Origin of the sequence: Pseudomonas sp. DE0157, assembly GCF_007678615.1 — a bacterium.
GTDB classification, from domain to species: Bacteria; Pseudomonadota; Gammaproteobacteria; order Pseudomonadales; family Pseudomonadaceae; genus Aquipseudomonas; species Aquipseudomonas parafulva_B.
In genome coordinates this window covers 99,223-118,112 of sequence record NZ_VEJN01000009.1, presented here as the reverse complement: position 1 = coordinate 118,112, position 18,890 = coordinate 99,223, and the positions used below count along the sequence as shown (strand labels likewise).

The following is an 18,890-nucleotide window of genomic DNA, read 5'->3' as shown; positions in this document are numbered from 1 at the left end:
TCAACGGCCGATCAGTCATCGGCCATCGCTACCCAGACCAGCGCCGGCATGGAACAGCAATACCGCCAGGTGGACCAGGTAGCCACCGCCTCCCATGAGATGAGCGCGACCGCCCAGGACGTCGCCCGAAGCGCTGCGCAAGCCGCGCAGGCGGCCCGCGACGCCGACCAGGCCACCCGCGAAGGGTTGGCGGTGATCGATCGCACCACCCACAGCATCGACTCACTGGCCGCTGACATGAGCACGGCCATGGCCGAGGTCCAGGGCCTGTCGCAGAACAGCGAGAAAATTGGCTCCGTACTGGAGGTCATCCGCTCGATTGCCGAGCAGACCAACTTGCTGGCGCTCAACGCCGCCATCGAAGCAGCCCGAGCCGGTGAGGCCGGGCGCGGCTTTGCGGTGGTCGCCGACGAAGTCCGCAACCTGGCCCAACGCACCCAGGAATCGGTCGAAGAAACCCGCCAGGTCATCGAAGCCTTGCAGGACGGTACCCGCCAAGTGGTGGGCGCAATGGACAACAGCCATCGTCAGGCCCAAAGCGGCGTGCAGCAGGTGGGCCAGGCCGTGACCGCCTTGCAGCGCATTGGCCAGGCGGTGACGGTCATCACCGACATGAACCTGCAGATCGCCTCGGCAGCCGAGGAACAAAGCGCGGTGGCTGAAGAAATCAACAGCAACGTGGCAACCATTCGCGATGTCACCGAGTCGCTGTCCGGCCAGGCCAACGAATCGGCGAGGGTCAGTCAGTCGCTCAATGCCTTGGCCAACCAGCAGCAGGCATTGATGGACCAGTTCCGCGTCTGAGTCTGCCGCCTGCGCCGCGTCGTCTACACTTGCCCCATCCCCGAAGGGCTGTAGACGACGAGGTTAGGCATGAAACGAGGTTCATCGCTGCTGTTCGGGGTGCTGTTCGCCCTGGGTCTGGCCACTGCCGACAGCGCTGGCGCTGCCGATCAGAAATCGCCCATTCGCTTTGGCGCCCTTACCTGGGAAAGCGGTGCCTTCACCACCGAACTCCTGCGCGTGATCGTCGAGCGTGGCTACGGCTACGCCACCGAAACACTGCCTGGGAGCACGGTCAGCCTGGAAGTCGCCCTGGCCCGTAACGACTTGCAGGTAATCGCCGAAGAGTGGGCGGGCCGCAGCCCTGCCTGGGTCAAGGCCGAGCAGGCAGGCCAGGTGTTTGCACTGGGCGACACGGTCAAGCATGCCGAAGAAGGCTGGTGGGTACCGGCGTATGTCATCGAAGGCGATGCGTCGCGTAACCTCAAGCCCTTGGCACCTGAGTTGCACAGCGTCGAAGATCTAAAGCGCTACGCCCCGGTGTTCCGCGACCCCGAATCACCCGACAAAGGCCGTTTCCTTAACAGCCCCAGTGGTTGGACGTCCGAAACCGTGAACAGCCAGAAGCTCAAGGCCTATGGCCTCGACGAACTGTACACGAACTTGCGCACAGGGTCGGGGGCCGCAATGGATGCCGAGATCGGGTCGGCTATTCGCCGGGGCCAACCCGTGCTTTTCTACTACTGGAACCCTACGCCGCTCATGGGCCGCTACAAGCTCGTGCGGCTACAGGAACCTGCATTCGATGCCCAGGCCTGGGCGACGTTGACCGACCCTGCCAACCCAGCTCCAACAGGCAGCAGTTCGCTGCCAGCCAAACTTTCGGTTGGCGTGTCCAAAGCCTTTCGTGAGCAATACCCGGACTTGGTCCAGGTGTTCGAGCGGGTGGACCTGCCTATCGACCCGCTCAACCAGGCACTGGCGCAAATGAGCGAAAAACGGACCCCTCCCCGTGACGCCGCCTTGGCGTTCATGCGCCAGCACCCGCAAGTGTGGAAGGCTTGGCTTCCCGAGCACGTGGCCACCAAGGTCGAGGGCGGTCTGTGAGCAATGGTTTTCCCCAGGCTTTGCAGTTTTCCTTCGCCGACCAGGTCAACCGCATGGTCGACTGGTTGGTACTCCACTATGGGGATCACCTGCGCAGCGTCTCCGACCAGTTGCTGCACGTGCTCGTTGGCCTGGAAAACCTATTGAGGTTTATGCCCTGGTGGCTACTGCTGGCGGTGGTCGGTGCGCTGGCCTGGCATGCTTGCCGAAGCCTGCTGCGAAGTTGTGTTCTGGTAGGGCTGCTGGCACTCATCGGCATGCTGGGGTTGTGGGACAAACTGCTGCAAACCCTGGCGCTGGTGCTGGTCAGTACCGGGCTGTGCGTGCTGGTGGGCATACCGTTGGGCGTCGTGCTGGCAGCTCGGCCGTTGGCAAGACGCCTGGTAATGCCGGTGCTCGACGTGATGCAGACCCTACCCGCCTTCGTCTACCTGATTCCCGTGTTGATGCTCTTCGGCCTGGGCAAGGTGCCTGCGGTTTTCGCGACCTTGATCTATGCCCTGCCCCCTTTGGTGCGGCTCACCGAGCTTGGGTTGAGCCAGATAGACCCATCGTTGCTCAAGGCTGCCCAAGGCCTCGGCGCGACCCGCGCTCAGCGACTCAGGCGCATCGCCCTGCCCCTGGCGCTGCCCAGCATCATGGCCGGGCTCAATCAGTCGGTGATGATGGCCCTGTCGATGGTCGTGGTCGCGTCGATGATTGGGGCGCGAGGGCTGGGTGAAGATGTACTGGCAGGCATCCAGACGCTGAACGTCGGCCAGGGCGTCGAGGCAGGGCTGGCCATCGTGGCACTGGCCATGGTCATCGACCGGATCAGCCAGGCATATGGGCGTGGACGGCGTTGAAAGGCGTTAGCCAGGCCGGTGGGACGGGCATGGCCAAGCGGGTGTCCGGCCGGTAGTCTGTGCAACGTACCCGGCCACGGATCTGTCTCCATGCTGCATGTGCTGTTGACCACCCTGCTTCCGATCATCCTGTTGATCGCCCTGGGCACGCTGCTGCGGGTGCGTGGCTTCGTCGCGCAGAGCTTCTGGCCAGGTGCCGAGCGCCTGAGCTACTACGTGCTGCTGCCCTCGTTGTTCCTCCATGGCCTGGCCACTGCCAACCTGGACGGGGTGCCGGTGCTGGGCATGGTCGCGGTGCTGATGCTCTCGACCCTGTCCGGGGCATTGCTGCTGGTGCTTTATCAAGGCGTTCGCCAGCACGACGGCGCCGACTTCACCTCGCTGTTTCAGGGTGGCATCCGGTTCAACAACTACATCGGCGCGACCCTGGCCGCGGGCATCTATGGCAGTGCGGGTATCGCCTTGGCAGCAGTGGCCAATGCAGCCATCGTGCCACTGGTCAATCTGCTCTGCGTGCTGGTCTTCGCGCGCTTCAGCGCCCGGCACAGCTCGCCGCTGGCGGTACTGCGGGCAATCCTGGCCAACCCGCTGATTCTAGGGTGTGCGGGGGGCATGCTGTTGCGGGTGACGGGGCTTGGGTTGCCAGCTGGTATCGAACCTACCCTCGGCGCGCTGGGCCATGCCGCGTTGCCGCTGGGGTTGCTGTGCGTTGGTGCGGCACTGGGTGGTGCACGTATCGGTGATCAGGCCCAGCCATTGATAGCGGCTTCTGTGTTCAAGTTTCTGGTAATGCCAGCGACGACATGGGGCTTGTGCCGCCTGCTCGGTCTCAATGGCCAGGCCGCTGTAGTGGCGGTGATTTTCCAGGCGCTGCCAACGGCATCGTCTTCCTACGTCATGGCCAGGCAAATGGGCGGCAACGCGCCCCTCATGGCGACCATCATCGCGGTACAGACGGTGGTGGCGGCGGCCACGCTTCCTTTGGTCCTTTCATTGTTACTGGGCTAACCCCCGCGCAAACCCAGCATGGCCCACGTCATGCTGGGTGCAAGTCGGGCCCAGGCCCGCCACGCGCTTACTACCAACGTTTGGCCTGGACATTACCGCACTTTTTGCCCGGGCTGCGGTCTACTCTCCCTTACGACCGACAATGATTGCAGGCGTTTTCAATGCGTTGCACAGCTCGGGTCAAAACCATCGGGCTTGTGTAGGATAGGCAGCGCCTACTCGCCGCTGCCAGCCTCAGGGAGAACCATATGCGCGTCCTGTCATCTGTCGCTGCCTTCACGCTTGGGCTGATCGTTTCGTCCCAGGCGCTGGCTGTCACGGGCGAAGAAGCACAGCTGATCGCGTCGATCAACGCATACCGCAGCCAGGCGCAGCCCTGCGGCGAGCAAGCTTCGCTGGAACTACCGCCGCTTAACAGCGACACTCGCCTGGCGCTGTCTCCTGAAGGCACCCGTGACCTTCAGCAGGCCATGACCCGCGCCGGTTACCCGATGGTCAATGTGCAGGCGATCAGCCTCTCTGGTCCCCGTGATGCACGCGCAGCCATGCACGCCATCGAAGAAAGCTTCTGCCAGGTGGTGCTCGACCCTCAGTTCGTCGACATCGGCGTCAGCCAGGAAGGGCGGGACTGGCGCGTTGTGCTGGCTCGCCCCCTGCTCTCTGGCCGCTTGGGCGACTGGCAAGCGGAAGGGCAAAAGATGCTCCAGGAAATCAACGCCGCGCGTCAGCAACCCCGCCAGTGCGGCGGCCAGCCCTACGCCGCCGCCCCTGCACTTGGCTGGAACACGGTGCTGGCCGGGGTGGCGGCCAGCCACACACGGGCCATGGCCAACCAGAATTTCTTCGATCACATCGACAAAGAGGGCCGCACCCCAGGCGACCGGGCTGAGCTTGCCGGTTATCTGTACCAGCAGATTGGCGAGAACATCGCCGCCGGGCGCGACACGCCGCACAAGGTGGTTCAAGGCTGGCTGGACAGCCCAGGCCACTGCGCAATCCTGATGAGCGCCGACTTCCGGGAGCTCGGCGCAGCCTATGCCGTAGACCCGAAGAGCGATGCCGGCATCTACTGGACGGCCCTGTTCGGCTCGCCGCAGTAGCGCCAGCTTTCACCAGCGACAGCCAACACCCGCAGTCTTGGCCCCGGGCTTCTTGCAGGCCGGATCAGAAACCCAGCGTGGCGGACAGCAGGTAGGTGCGTGGTGTCGACAAGGTCAGCCCCGGCTCGGCGTCATCCGGCGCGCCTGCTGAGCTCCAGTAACGATCATCGAGTACGTTTTCGACGCTGGCGCGCAGGGTCACCTGCGTGTCGTCCAGCTTGAACGCATACCGTGCCCCCACGTCATAGCGCTCCCAGCCGTCGATTTTCTTGCTGTTGTTCTGGTCCAGGTACTGGGAGCTCGAGTGCGTGCCACGTGCCGTCAGGGTCAGCCCCTGCACCCCCGGCACATCCCATTCGGCACCCAGGTTGACGTTGTACGCGGGCGTTGCAGGCGCACGGTTGCCATCGTAGGCACCTGCGACGGTATTGGTCAGCTCGCTGTCGATGTACATCACCCCGCCCAGCACACGCACCCCTGTGGTGGGTTCACCGAACACGTTCAGCTCCACACCGCGGTTGTTGCGCTTGCCATTGGGGCCGAAGACCCGGGAGCCGGGGTTGGTTTCATAGGCAGGCTGACGGATTCTGAAGGCGCTGGCCGTAAACGCCACTTTGCCCAGGTCATACTTGGCACCCACTTCCACCTGGCGGCTGGTGAAAGGTGGGAATATCTGGTCCTCGTTGATCGACGTGGACGGTGCGATCTTGCCTTGGCTCAAGCCCTCCATGTAGTTGGCATACACCGACAGCTCGTCCGTGACCTTGTACAGCACGCCACCGGAGGGCGAGACCTTCTTCTCGTCATACGCCGTATCGCCTTTGACCCCATCACTCCAATCGTCCACCTGCACCCGCTGCCAGCGCAGCCCTAGGGTCAACAGCAATCGGTCATCGAAAAAGCCGAGGGTGTCGGACAACGCCAACCCGGAGAACCGGTTCTCGGTGTAATCCTTCGAATCGAGCCGCGTTGGGGTACCTGGCGTCGGCGTAGCCGTAGGATGGTAGAGGTTGCCGGGTGAGGAAGCGTAACGAGCCCCCCCATTGGTGAAGTCCATGTAGTAATACGTTGCAGCCAGGTTGACCTCGTGGCTGACCGGCCCAGTGTGTAACCAGGTTCTCAAGCCCGCCAAGGCGGTGCGCACCGATTCATCCCTGCTGAAATCGCGGGGCTGGATGGTGAAGTCGCCAGCATTGTTAATCAGAGAAACGTTATGGCGCAGGAAATCGTGCCGGCTCTCCCTGGCACCCACTGCGCCATAGGCCAGCACAGAATCGCTGAGATCATATTCGGCGTGCACTGCCCCGAAGGTATCGTTGGTGCGCGCCTTGCTCCACGCCTGGGCGTAGTTGCGGTGCACACCGCCAGCACGCGGTACCTGGGCGCGGGGCCCAACCAGCACACGTTCCTGGGGGGCATCTGTATCACGCTCGGTATGCCCGAGGTCGGCCGAAAGCCGCAGGCGTTCGCCGCGAAAATCCAGCCCCAGCACGGCCATTTCGCGGTCCACTTGCTGGTGGTCCCACTCGGTATCGCCGGACTGTTTCACCGCATTCAGACGCATGCCGAACTGCTGCTGGTCGCCGAACCTTCGCCCTACGTCAACGGCCCCGCCTACCTGGCCCGCCGAGGCGTAGCTGCCGGTGAACTCGGTGATCGGCGTGTCACCAGCGCGTTTGGGTTGGATGTTGATGCCGCCGCCGACGCTGCCCCGTGGTGCGATGCCGTTGATCAGTTGGCTAGGGCCCTTGATAATGTCGACCCGTTCGGCCATCTCCATATCGATCGAGTAGGTAGGCAGCAAGCCATAGAGGCCGTTGTAGGACACATCACTGTTATACAAGCTGAAACCGCGAATGGTGAACTGCTCGAAACGCCCACCGGCCGGGTTGGTGGCACGAACCGAAGGGTCACTGGCGACCAGTTCGCTCAGGGTGCGCGCCTGTTGGTTCTTCACCAGATCGCTGGTGTAGCTGGTGATGCTGAACGGCGTTTGCATGAAATCGCGCGCACCCAGCAAGCCTTGTGCGCCCTGGCGAGCGACCTGACCGCCTGCATAAGGGAGCGCCTCGTCGGTCGTCGGTGGGCCGCCGACGATGCTGGTAGGGGCTATTTCCAGCGCGCCCCCTTGCTGCGGCGACGGCATGAGCGTGAAGGCATCGTGGCCCACAGGTACCCATTGCAGACCGCTGCCGCGTAGTAATTGCCTGAAGCCTTCATCGACGCTGTACTGGCCGGCCAGCCCTTCACTACGCAGGCCCTTGACCAGCGCCGGGTCCAGCGACAAGCTGACCCCTGCTTGATCGGCGAAGCGGGTCAAGGCCGCCCCTAGGCTCGCCGCTGGCACTTGGTACGTGCGCCGGACTGGCTCGTCGGCCCAGGCGGGAATGCCCAGTAGCAGGCTCATGGCGAACAATGGGCGAGCTGCGCGCACCCATGGGCGCAGGTGAATGGACTTTACTGCAGGCATCGATGAGGCTCCCCTTTATGGTGTTCTACGGGTAATGACAGGCGAGCACGAAAAAGGGGACAGCATCGCGTTGATATCACGTGCAATGCGCCGCAACGCAGCGCTCGGGTTCGAGCCTCAGGCAGTCGTTGTTCGCGGCACCAGCGTGATCCAATAGCGGGTACGGGCCACCACCTGCACCGGCAGGCTCGCGGCGAGCAGCGCCAATACCCGGTCGGTGTCATCCAGGCGGAAGGTGCCGGTCACCCTGAGCCTGTCCAGCGCCGGATCCCAGCGCAGCACGCCTGGGCGATAGCGGCTCAACTCCACCAGCAGGTCGCCTAGACGTTGATCGTCCAGGCGCAACACGCCATCTCGCCACCCCAGTCGCCAAGCTTGAAGAGGACCGACATTTCGCAGACCTGACGCCAGAACGGCAGCTTGCTGGCCGGCGGTGAGGCGCAGGCGATCTCCTTTCAGCGGCTGAACGTCTGCCCGGCCCTGGACAACTGCAACCTGACACCCTGGTTCGACCAGGCGGATGCACACCTGCCCCGGGCCAAGGGTTGCACCACCCACTGTCACCTGACCTGAAGGCACCTGGATGGTCAGGGGTTGAAGGCCAGGCGTGTCGACTGAAACTTCGCCGCGTCGCAACCACAGTCTATGATTGGCAGCGTCCACGTCGACAGCGCTGTCGGTGTTCAACTGCACCTTAGTGCCATCCCGCAGCGTCATGAGCCGCCGTTCACCCACACCCGTACGCAGATCAGCAGCCCAGGCCTCAAGGGGCAATTCGCGGCTCAACCACCAAGCCGTAGGCACCAGCGCTGCCAAACCGAGCATTTGAACAAGCGCGGCACGTCGGCCGTGATCGGGACGGTCAAGGGTGGCCATGGCCAAACTGGCAGGCAACCCGGTAAAGCGCTCACGCAAGCGCAGCGCCTGCTGCCAGGCAGCCTCATGCACAGCGCTTTGCCCCCGCCACTGCTCAAGCCCGGTCAAGTCCGCCTCGCGGGTATCGCCTGAATCGATGAGCGCCAGCCACTGGGCGGCCTCGCGCAACGCCTCCCGTTGGTGCACAGGCGGGCTCACTGAAGTTCGGCCAACAGGCAGTGCTCGTAGGCCTGCACCATATAGCGCTTGACCGAACGCTCACAAACACCAAGCCGGCTGGCGATTTCGGCGTAGCTCAGCCCTTCGAGCTGGCTTAGCAGAAAAGCCTTGCGCACGACCGGCTTCAAACCGTCCAGCAATTGATCGAGCGCTTGCAGCGTTTCGAGCAACAACCAGCGCTGTTCGGGCGAAGGCGCGTGCTGTTCGGGCAGGTGCACCAGGGCCTCAAGGTAGGCTTTCTCGAGGCTGCGGCGTTGGTGAAGGTTGCTTAGAAGTCGCTTGCCGACCGTCAGCAGGTAGGCGCGTGGCTCGCGGATGTCGGTCAACGGCTGGGCGCTGGCCATCACGCGAAGGAAGGTATCCTGACTCAGGTCGGCCGCATCCCAGGCATTGCCCATGCGCCGTCGTAGCCAGCCTTCGAGCCAGCCACGGTGCTCCCGGTAAAGGTCAGGGAAGCTTTGCGTGGGCGGCGGCGCGGCTTCGAACATGGACAAGTCCCTGCGATGATGTAAATAGGATTAATTCTAATTTACATCTCATCGCAGGGCCAAGCCCTTTATCACCGCTTACGCAATGGCCGAATCCACCAGCACCTGGGCTTCCTGAACCAATCGTTGCAAGTGGGCTTCGTCGACAAAACTTTCCGCGTAGATCTTGTAGATGTCCTCGGTGCCAGACGGGCGGGCCGCGAACCAGCCATTGGCGGTGATGACCTTAAGACCACCGATCGCCTGCCCATTACCCGGCGCGTGGCTCAGGATCTGCAGGATCGGCTCTCCAGCAAGCTCGGTAGAGGTCACCTGCTCAGCCGCAAGCTTGCTCAACAACCCTTTCTGGCGGGCATCGGCCTTGGCCTCGACGCGGGTGGCGAACGGCTTGCCCAGCGCCTGGGTCAGCTCGGCGTACGCCTGGCTCGGGTTGCGTCCCGTCCGGGCGGTCATCTCCGCAGCCAGCAAGGCCGGGATGAGGCCATCCTTGTCGGTTGCCCATACCGAGCCGTCGCGGCGCAGGAACGAGGCACCCGCACTTTCTTCGCCACCAAAGCCCAGCGAGCCCTCGAATAGACCCTGGGCGAAGAACTTGAAGCCCACGGGTACTTCGTACAGCTCGCGGCCCAACCGCTCGGTCACGCGATCGATCAGGCCGCTGGACACAACCGTCTTGCCGACGGCCGCGTCGGTGCGCCACTGTGGACGGTTGCGGTACAGGTAGTCGATGGCAACGGCCAGGTAATTGTTAGGTTGCAGCAAGCCGTCGGGCGTGACGATGCCATGGCGATCGTGGTCCGGGTCGCAGGCAAAGGCCACGTCGAAGCGCTCGCGCAGGCCGATCAAGCCCTGCATGGCGTAGGGTGACGAAGGGTCCATGCGAATCTGGCCATCCCAGTCGACGCTCATGAAGCGGAACGTCGGGTCGACCTCGGTGTTCACCACTTCCAGGTCCAGTTGATAGTGCTGGGCAATGGCCGACCAGTAGCGCACCCCTGCCCCACCCAGCGGGTCCACGCCCAAGCGCAGCTTGGCTGCACGGATGACCTCGAAGTCGATGACGTTTTCCAGGTCTGCCACATAGTGGCTGATGTAGTCGTGACGATGGGTGGTAGGGGCCTGCAGCGCCTGGGCGTGGTCGATACGCTTGACCCCTGCCAGCCCGGCTGCCAGCAATTCGTTGGCCTTGGCTTCGATCCACTTGGTGACGTCGCTGTCGGCCGGGCCGCCGTTGGGCGGGTTGTACTTGAAGCCACCACTTTGCGGCGGGTTGTGCGAGGGCGTGATCACCACGCCGTCGGCCAGGCCGTCCTGGCGCCCACGGTTGTAGCAGAGGATGGCGTGGGACACCGCCGGTGTCGGGGTGTATTCGTCGTCCTTGGACAACATCACCTGTACACCGTTGGCAGCCAGCACTTCCAATGCACTCGCCGCGGCAGGCGCCGACAGCGCATGGGTATCAGCACCGACGAACAGCGGGCCATCGATGCCCTTTTCCTGGCGGTACAGGCAGATGGCCTGGGTGATGGCCAGCACATGGTGTTCGTTGAAGCTCAACTCGAGCGAAGTACCCCGGTGCCCCGATGTGCCGAAAGCGACACGCTGGCTCGCCACGCCAGCATCCGGCCGACCGGTGTAGTAGGCCGTGAGTAGGCGGGGAATATCGACCAGCACGCTGGCTGGAGCCGGCTTGCCTGCCAAAGGACTGAGCGTCATGCATTAACCTCGAGTTCAGCGAAATGTGGGGGTTAGAGCGTGCAGTGTACTGAGAGTTGCAAGTGCGCGCGATGCAGTGCACGAAAGAAACCGTGGGTATCGCTCAAGGGCAATTCGACGCCTACCGCCAGCGCTGCCCAGGGAGCGTATCGAGGCCCTGCCCATGCGGATCTTGGCACACGCCAGGCGGTCAGAAACCTTGTCGAGCACACCCCCTGCTGTGAGGCACCATGGCTTTCCATCGTCTAACGCGCACCCATCCTAGATTGAGCTTGGCCACAGGCGTAGGGTTGCTGGGCGCCTGGCTGGTCCCTGTCACTGACCCTGTGCAACGCCTGCTGGCGGGTTGGAACATTGGCGTTTGGTTGTACCTGATGCTGGTACTCTGGCTCAGCTGCACCGCAAGCCCTGCAAAGGTTCGCAGGGTGGCCCACAGCGAAGACGAGAACGCAGGCCTGGTGCTGCTTACCGTCTGCATCGCGGCAATCGCCAGCCTGGTTGCCGTGACACTGCAGCTGGTGTCCAGCCGCGGGCTGCATGGCAGCGCATTGACGGCTCACTACTTGTACACCGGGTTCACCGTCGCAGGCTCCTGGCTGCTGATCGGCTGCATCTTCAGCCTGCACTATGCGCGGCTGTTCTATGCAGAGACGGCCACGGCGCCGCCTTTACGCTTCGCCGATAGAGAAACCCAGCCGGACTACTGGGACTTTCACTACGTGTCGTTCACCATCAGCGTGGCCGTTCAGACATCCGACGTAGGCGTAGCCGGTAGAGTGATGCGGCGGGTGGTACTGGCCCACTCGCTCGTGGGGTTCGTGTTCAACACCGCCATCCTCGGTTTCACCATCAATATTGCGGCTGGATTGCTTGGGTGACCGTCCGCCGGTCGGATTTCACGAATTCAAGCCGTACTCGGCCCTATAGGTTCCAAGAGCCCGTCTCGCGTACCCACGCCGGGCCTGGATCAGGGCGCTCGGTGCGCTCGCCAGGGGGGCAAAATGTGAAGATGCGCCTTGACCTGCTTCTGAAAGTCCTCTGCGCTGTATTGCAGATCATGCCCTGCAACATTTGTCACATTTGCAAGTGAGAATGCCGTCAACCAGGTGCTATGGTTACTTTCCCGGCAGCCACAGTACGCGGCCGCCCTTCACCAGCTTTCAGTCACGTACAAGGAGGCTCGGATGAACAAGATGACCTTCCCCAACGCCTGCCAGGTCATGCGCTGGCACTTCCATCCTCTGGGCTTCGAAGCCAACATGGATGCGCCGCGCAGCATGGTAGCGCGGCTGTTCGACAGAAGCACGGGCGAAACCTTGCTGGCCATAGCGGGCATCCCCTGCATGGCCATCATGGCTGCCAGCGATGTCGAGCGCATCATCGAAGCGGTCGAAGCCGAACTCGAAGCCTTCCAGCCCGCGCCCCTGCTGCGCAACGCCAGTTAACCCATGGCCGGGCCAGGGCTCGACTCCAGCAACTGCTCGGCCGGCACGGGTCGGCCGAGCAGGTAGCCCTGAAGCGCATCGCAGCCCAGCCGCGTCAGGAAGGCTTGCTGACCGGAGGTCTCGACCCCTTCTGCAACGATTCGCAGCCCCAGTGCGCGGCCCAATGCTACGATGGCCGACACGATGGCCGCATCCTCACCCTCATCCTCCAGCTCGCGTACAAAGCCTCGATCGATTTTCAGCTCGTTGGCCGGCAAGCGCTTGAGGTACATCAGGCTGGAATAACCTGTACCAAAGTCGTCAATTGACAGGTCTACGCCCATGTCCGAGAGCTGCTGAAGGACAGTCAGGCTCACCTCCACGTCCGACATCGCCGTGGTTTCGGTGATCTCCAATGTCAGGCAGTTGGCGGGCACTGCATGGCGTTCCAGAGCGCGCGACACGCTATCGAGCAGCCCCGCGTGGCAAAACTGGATGGCCGACAGGTTGACCGCGATCCGCCAACCCTCGATACCTTCATCCAGCCACAGGCGCATCTGGCGACATGCTTCGTCCAATACCCAGTCACCGATGGAAATGATCAGGCCGGTCTTTTCCGCAAGGCTGATGAAACGGTCAGGGCCCAAGAGCCCGTGCTGCGGATGCTCCCAACGCAGCAGCGCCTCGGCGCCGATCGGTTGACACTGTTTGGCGTCGAACTTGGGTTGGTAATGCAGACGAAATTGCCCCGCCGCCACTGCCAGGCGCAAATCCTGCACCAACTGCAACTGCTGCCGGGCATTGCTGTTCATCGAGGCGTCGAAAAAGCTGTAGCCATTCTTGCCTACCCGCTTGGCGTGATACATGGCAGCGTCGGCGTTGCGCAGCAGTTCGTGCTGGTCCTGACCGTTGCCGGGGTACAGGACGATACCCAGGCTGGCCGAAAGCTGCAGGTCATGCTCAGCCACCTTGAAAGGCCGCGAAACCAGGTTTACCTGTTTGATGGCAACGTTCATGGCGTCGCTCGGGTCTTGTAACTCGACCAACAGCACAAACTCATCCCCGCCGATGCGCGCCAGTGTGTCCTGGCTGTGCAGGTGCCCGCGCAATCGCGTCGCCACAGCTTTGAGCAGCAGGTCTCCGGCATGATGGCCAAAGGCATCGTTGACCGGCTTGAACCCGTCCAGATCAATGAACATCAGCGCAAAGCAACCGCCCTGCTCGGCTACCTTGGCGATGGCCAGTTCGATGCGGTCAGCCAGCAGGCTGCGATTGGGCAGGCCTGTGAGCGTGTCGTGCAATGCCAGCTGAGTCAGCTCCTGGTTGGCCAGGGTCAGCGACCTGGCCAGCGCCGCCGTGCGGGCCTCGAGGCGCGCGTCCAGCACGGAGGTCAGCAAAGCCACCAGCAGCACCGCAAAGGTCGTGATCAGGACAAGCGATACCAGGCCATCCCCCTCAAGGCCATCGGGCAGCGCACCGCAGAAACTGCCCTGGGGAAAACCAGCGGCCGCCATACCGGTGTAGTGCATGCCGACGATGGCGATCCCCATGAGCACCGCTGCCAGCCCACGGATTTGACGCACGTAGGGGGTCTGTCTGCGCAGCCGGAACGCGATCCACAACGCCGCCGCCGAAGCGCCCACCGCGATCAGCAGCGAAGCCAGAAACAGGCTCGGGTCGTAGTCGATGCCGGGTGTCATGCGCAGCGCTGCCATGCCGGTGTAATGCATGCTGGCGATACCGGCTCCCATGATGAGCGCGCCGAGGGCAAGCTGCAGGGCGGGCAAGCTGGGCTGGCTGACCAGCCAGAGGGCGAAGCCCGAGGACAGCACCGCGATCAGCAGCGAGCATGCGGTCAACGTCAGGTCATAGCCCAGCTCGATTGGCAGCTGCAAGGCGAGCATGCCGACAAAATGCATCGACCAGATGCCGGTTCCCATGGCCAGCGCCCCGCCGATCATCCACAGCGAGGCGGCATACCCCCTGGCGGTGGCAATACGTCCAGCAAGGTCCAGGGCCGTGTAGGACGCCAGGATGGCCACGCACAAGGAAATCAACACCAGCGAAGAGGAGTAGCTAGCGGTCAGCATTTTGCGGAGTACCAGGAGCCGGCAGAGGTAGGCACGAAAGGCCGACCATTGTACTCAAGCTTGGGTAAAACGCACGGTGTTTCGGCATAGCAAATGGCCATGTCGACAGCAGGTCTGTGCGACGACATGGGTCAAAGGTTACGCATCAATCCTGATCGGCGAATGCCCCTCGTGCATCCCAGCCACCGCCCAGCGCTGCCACCAATTGGACACTGGCGACCAAGCGTCCCTGCAACAGGTTGAGCACACTGCGCTCGTTGCTCAGCGCGGTGGCCTGAACATTGACCACATCCAGATAGCCGATCAAGCCGGCTTTGTATTGATTTTCCGTAAGCCGCAGCGACTCGCGGGCGGCCTCCAGGGCCTCCTGGCGCACCACGGCTTCGTCCCCGTACACCTTCAGTTGCACCAGCAGGTTCTCCACCTCCTTGAAACCATCCAGCACGGTCTGGCGGTACTGGGCGACCGTCTGATCGTATACGGCTACGGTACGGTCCACCTCGGCGCTGCGCCTGCCTGCATCGAACAGGGTGAGCGCAAGCTGTGGGCCGACCGACCAGTAGCGGTTGGGCAACTCGATCCAGTTGTTGAAGCTGCTGCTTGAGTAACCGCCGTTCAGGCTCAGGCTGAAATCCGGAAAATAGGCCGCGCGCGATACGCCGATATTGGCGTTGGCAGCCATCACATTGCGCTCGGCAGCGGCGATGTCGGGCCGCCGCTCGAGCAGTTGCGATGGCAGCGCCACCGGAATTTGCGGCAATGCAGGAATCGCCTGGCTGTCGGCCAGGGCAAATTGCGCAGGCGTCTTGCCCAGCAGCACGGCAATAGCGTTCTCGAACTGGGCGCGCTGCCAGATCAGGTCGATCAGGTCAGCCTCGGTGCTCTTGAGCTGGGTGCGCGCCTGGGCCACCGCGTCGGGGCCGGCGATACCTGCGCGGTATTGGTTCTGATTCATCCGCAGCGAGCGCTCGTAGGCGGCCACCGTGGCTTGCAGCAGGCGCTTCTGCTCGTCGATGACGCGCAGTTGCAGGTAGTTCTGCACCAGCTCCGACTGCTGGCTCAAGCGCATGGCGGCAAGGTCGGCCAGGCTGGCCTGAGCACTGGCCTGGTTGGCATTGAGCGTCTCGCGCAACTTACCCCACAAGTCGATTTCCCAGCTGACTCCCAACTGGGCGTTGTAAGTGTCCCGAATGCCGCTGCTGTTATTGGACAGGCTTGAGCTGGAACTGCCAGTGCCCTGGGCCGACCTGTTCTTGGCCACGCTCAGGTCGAGACTTGGAAACAGTCCGGCGCGGCTGCTGCGCACCAGCGCCTGGGCCTGGCGATACTGCGCCTCGGCTTGCGCCACACTCTGGTTGTTGCGATTGAGCTCATCGACCAGTGCGTTGAGTTGCGCGTCGCCATAGATCTCCCACCAGGCACCACGGGCGATGGCGTCAGAAGGCGTTGCCTGCGTCCAGCCTTCGGCATGCTTGAATTGCGCCGTGCCGGTCATTTCCGGACGGTGATAGTCCGGGGCCAATGTACAGGCGCTGAGCAAGGCGGCCCCCAAGGCTGCCCCCAGCAAACGCGAGCCGCGAACACGGCTGAGCACTTGCAGGGCACGATGAAGCGGAGTCTGGGCAAAAGTCATAGCGGGTTTTCCAAGGCCGCGTCGGTGCGCACACCGCGCCAACGGTTGTAGCGGTGACGCAAGCGGTCCAGATACAGATAGACCACAGGCGTCGTGTAGAGGGTCAGGACCTGGCTGAAGACCAGGCCGCCGATGATGGTCAGCCCCAGCGGCTGACGCATCTCCGCCCCTTCTGCCTGGCTCAGCAGCAGCGGCAAGGCGCCGAGAATGGCCGCCAGCGTCGTCATCAGGATTGGGCGCAGGCGCAGCAGGCATGCGCGGCGAATGGATTCCTCAGGCGACAGCCCCTGGTGACGTTCAAGTTGCAGGGCCAGGTCGATCATTAAGATGGCATTTTTCTTTACCACCCCGATCAACAGGAACAGCCCCAGCAGGGAGATCAGGCTGAATTCGCCACCGGTCACATACAGCGCCAACAAGGCACCGACGCCGGCCGAGGGCAGCGTGGACAAGATGGTCAGGGGGTGGATGTAGCTCTCGTACAGAATCCCGAGTACCAGGTACACAAGCACCAGTGCGCCTAGAATCATGAAGGGCTGCCCCTGTGCGGTCTTGGTGAAGGCATCGGCGGTGCCGCCAAGCTTGGCGATCACCCCTTCCGGAAGGCCGAGCTTGGCCACGGCACGCTCGACTGCCGCCAGCGCCTGGTCGGTGCTGTAGCCTTCGGCGACGTCGAAGGCGATGTCCTCGGAGGCGAACTGGTCTTCGTGGCTGACCCGGTCGTTGGCCAGGCTGTTCTCATAGTGCGCGATGGTCGACAGCGGCACCCGTGCGCCCTCGGCGGTAATCACCTGCACCTGCTCCAGGGTACTGGGGTCCCAGGCGTATTTCGGGTTGATCTCCAGCACTACCTGATATTGGTTGAGGCTGTCATAGATGGTGGAGATCTGCCGCTGGCTGTAGGCATTGTTCAGCACGGTGGTGACCATCTGCATGTCGATGCCCAGGCGCTTGGCCTGGTCGCGGTCCACCACCAGCGTCACCTGCTGGGTGCCCGCCCCGTCGCGTGCGTCGATGGCGGTCAGCTCGGGCAAGGCGCGCATGGCCGCGACGACCTTGGGGAACCACTGGCGCAAGGCTGCCAGGTCGCCGCTCTGCAAGGTATACAGGTACTGCGAGGACGATTGATCACGCCCGCCACCGCCCAGTTGCAAGTCCTGATCGGCCATCAGGAACAGCCGCCCGCCAGGCACCTTGGGCATTTCCTTACGCAGGCGTTCGATCACCTTCTGGGCATCGAGCTTGCGTTCGCTGATGGGCTTGAGCCTGACCAGCACCATGGCGTTGTTGGTACCGCTGTTGCCGCCGATGAAGCCTGCAACACTCTGTACGGCAGGGTCTGCCAGCAAGGCGCGCCGGTAGGTTTCCATCTTGGGCTGCATGACGCTGAACGACAGGCCGTCATCACCGCGGATGAAACCCATGAGCTGGCCGGTATCCTGCTGGGGCATCAGTGTCTTGGGCACCACGACGTACAGCGCCACGTTGACCGCAATGGTCACCAGCAGGCTGATCAGGGTCAGGCGCCGATGCCGCAGCGCCCAGCCCAGGCTGCGGTCATAGCCGGCAACCATGCGCCGGTGCACGGCATCGCTCCACCGTTGCAGGCGAGTCTGTTCGGCCTGGTGCGCAGTCAGCCAACGGGCACACAGCATGGGGGTAAGGGTTAGCGACACCAGCAACGAAACCATGATGGCGGCCGCCAGGGTGATGGAAAATTCCTGGAACAAGCTGCGCACGATGCCGCCCATGAACAGGATCGACACGAACACGGCCACCAGTGACACGTTCATCGACAGGAGGGTGAAGCCGACCTCCTTGGCGCCCAGGAAGGCCGCCTTCATCGGTGGCTGCCCGTCCTCGATATGCCGGGAGATGTTCTCCAGCACGACAATGGCATCGTCCACCACAAGGCCGGTCGCCAGGATCAGCGCCATCAGCGACAAGTTGTTGAGCGAGAAGCCGCACAGGTACATGACCGCGAAGGTGCCAACCAGCGACACCGGCACCGCCAGGCTGGGAATCAGTGAAGCACGCAGGCTGCCGAGGAACAGGTAGACCACCAGGATTACCAGCACCACGGCGATCAGCAAGGTATGCTCCGCCTCCTTGAGTGTGGCCTTGATCACCGGCGAACGGTCCATGGCCACGTTCAGCTCGACGCTCGCCGGAAGTAGCGATTGCAGGGCAGGCAACTGCGACTTGATCTGCTCCACAGTGGCAATGATGTTGGCACCTGCCTGCCGGTTCACGACCAGCAATACCGCGCTCTGGTCATTGAAAAAGCCACTGTTGTAGCGGTTTTCGACGCCATCGGTGATGGTTGCCACATCCGATAGCCGAAGAACCGTGCCGTTCTCCTGGCGAATCACGAGCGGCCCGTAATCCTTGGCGCTTTCCAACTGGTCGTTGGCCCGCACCTGCCAATTGCGCTCGGCATCCTCGACAAAACCCATGGGCCGGCGCTGGTTGGCATTGGCCACCGCGGTACGCACCTCGTCCAGCGCCAGGCCGTACTGGTTCAGCAACTGTGGCTCGACCGAAATGCGCACGGCCGGCAGCGAACTGCCACCGATCTGCACCTCGCCCACGCCCGGCACCTGGGCCAGGCTTTGGGACAGGATGGTATCGGCCAAATCGTACAGCTGCCCTTTCTGCAGCACACTGGAGGTCAGCGACAGGACCATGACCGGCGCCTGGGACGGATTGATCTTCTTGTAGGTCGGCATGCTGCGCATGCCGCTGGGCAGCAGATTGCGGGTGGCATTGATTGCAGCCTGCACCTCGCGCGCAGCGCCGTCGATGTCTCGGCCAAGTTCAAAGCCAATGATGACCCGCGTTGAGCCCTGGTTGGAACTGCTGGTCAATGTGGTAACCCCGGCAATGCTGCCCAGCTTGCGCTCAAGCGGCGTTGCCACGGTCGAGGCCATGACTTCGGGGCTCGCACCCGGCAGGTTGGCCGACACCACGATCACCGGGAAATCCATCTGCGGCAGCGGCGAGACCGGCAACAGACCGAAGCTGACCGCGCCCAGCAGCATGATCGCCAGGCTCAACAGCATGGTTGCCACGGGCCTGCGGATGAATGGCGCAGACAGGTTCATCGGGCCGCCCCTACTGAAGCGCTGCGC

At 63.0% G+C, this 18,890-nt stretch carries 14 protein-coding genes; 7 read left to right on the top strand and 7 right to left on the bottom strand.

Features of this window, described 5'->3' with window-relative positions; translation table 11 throughout:
* The first annotated feature begins 48 nt into the window (after positions 1–48).
* The 5 genes from FS777_RS21930 to FS777_RS13350 all read left to right on the top strand — a co-directional run bounded on the left by FS777_RS21930 (position 49) and on the right by FS777_RS13350 (position 4,843).
* Positions 49–804, top strand: coding sequence for a methyl-accepting chemotaxis protein (locus FS777_RS21930; protein WP_372239219.1), 756 nt, complete (start codon positions 49–51; stop codon positions 802–804).
* Positions 805–873: 69 nt separating this feature from the next.
* Entirely contained in the window at positions 874–1,890 is a 1,017-nt protein-coding gene (locus tag FS777_RS13365; RefSeq protein ID WP_058638319.1) for an ABC transporter substrate-binding protein, read from the top strand.
* Entirely contained in the window at positions 1,887–2,735 is an 849-nt protein-coding gene (locus FS777_RS13360) for a proline/glycine betaine ABC transporter permease (protein ID WP_058638320.1), read from the top strand. Before FS777_RS13365 ends, FS777_RS13360 begins: the two co-directional genes overlap by 4 nt.
* A 90-nt stretch (positions 2,736–2,825) precedes the next feature.
* Positions 2,826–3,743: an AEC family transporter gene (locus tag FS777_RS13355; protein ID WP_058638321.1), complete on the top strand. Its 918-nt coding sequence runs from the start codon at positions 2,826–2,828 to the stop codon at positions 3,741–3,743.
* A 248-nt stretch (positions 3,744–3,991) separates the two neighbouring features.
* On the top strand, positions 3,992–4,843 hold the full coding sequence (locus FS777_RS13350; protein WP_145255961.1) for a CAP domain-containing protein: 852 nt from the start codon (positions 3,992–3,994) through the stop codon (positions 4,841–4,843).
* A 64-nt stretch (positions 4,844–4,907) separates the two neighbouring features.
* Here FS777_RS13350 and FS777_RS13345 read toward each other — a convergent pair whose 3' ends face one another.
* From FS777_RS13345 to pgm, 4 genes are all read right to left on the bottom strand, one after another.
* The gene (locus tag FS777_RS13345; protein ID WP_145255958.1) at positions 4,908–7,313 is read right to left on the bottom strand and encodes a TonB-dependent receptor; all 2,406 of its coding nucleotides are present in this window, start codon (positions 7,311–7,313) and stop codon (positions 4,908–4,910) included.
* A 117-nt stretch (positions 7,314–7,430) separates the two neighbouring features.
* The gene (locus tag FS777_RS13340; RefSeq protein WP_145255955.1) at positions 7,431–8,387 is read right to left on the bottom strand and encodes a FecR domain-containing protein; all 957 of its coding nucleotides are present in this window, start codon (positions 8,385–8,387) and stop codon (positions 7,431–7,433) included.
* Positions 8,384–8,896, bottom strand: a complete 513-nt coding sequence (locus FS777_RS13335) for a sigma-70 family RNA polymerase sigma factor (protein ID WP_145255952.1) — start codon at positions 8,894–8,896, stop codon at positions 8,384–8,386. The genes FS777_RS13340 and FS777_RS13335 overlap by 4 nt, the downstream gene beginning before the upstream one ends.
* A gap of 78 nt (positions 8,897–8,974) precedes the next feature.
* Positions 8,975–10,612, bottom strand: a complete 1,638-nt coding sequence (gene pgm, locus FS777_RS13330) for a phosphoglucomutase (alpha-D-glucose-1,6-bisphosphate-dependent) (RefSeq protein ID WP_145255949.1) — start codon at positions 10,610–10,612, stop codon at positions 8,975–8,977.
* A 230-nt stretch (positions 10,613–10,842) separates the two neighbouring features.
* Between pgm and FS777_RS13325 the strand changes: the two genes are divergently transcribed.
* Both FS777_RS13325 and FS777_RS13320 read left to right on the top strand, forming a co-directional pair.
* Entirely contained in the window at positions 10,843–11,490 is a 648-nt protein-coding gene (locus FS777_RS13325) for a DUF1345 domain-containing protein (protein ID WP_145255946.1), read from the top strand.
* 306 nt (positions 11,491–11,796) lie between these two features.
* The gene (locus FS777_RS13320) at positions 11,797–12,057 is read left to right on the top strand and encodes a DUF1652 domain-containing protein (protein ID WP_058638326.1); all 261 of its coding nucleotides are present in this window, start codon (positions 11,797–11,799) and stop codon (positions 12,055–12,057) included.
* Here the strand turns inward: FS777_RS13320 and FS777_RS13315 are convergent.
* From FS777_RS13315 to FS777_RS13305, 3 genes are all read right to left on the bottom strand, one after another.
* Positions 12,054–14,126 (bottom strand): bifunctional diguanylate cyclase/phosphodiesterase, encoded by a 2,073-nt coding sequence (locus FS777_RS13315; protein WP_145255943.1) that lies wholly within the window; start codon positions 14,124–14,126, stop codon positions 12,054–12,056. The two genes, FS777_RS13320 and FS777_RS13315, sit on opposite strands and share 4 nt — an antisense overlap.
* A gap of 145 nt (positions 14,127–14,271) precedes the next feature.
* Entirely contained in the window at positions 14,272–15,759 is a 1,488-nt protein-coding gene (locus FS777_RS13310) for an efflux transporter outer membrane subunit (protein ID WP_144964976.1), read from the bottom strand.
* Positions 15,756–18,863 (bottom strand): efflux RND transporter permease subunit, encoded by a 3,108-nt coding sequence (locus FS777_RS13305; protein ID WP_058605399.1) that lies wholly within the window; start codon positions 18,861–18,863, stop codon positions 15,756–15,758. Before FS777_RS13305 ends, FS777_RS13310 begins: the two co-directional genes overlap by 4 nt.
* Positions 18,864–18,890 lie beyond the last annotated feature (27 nt).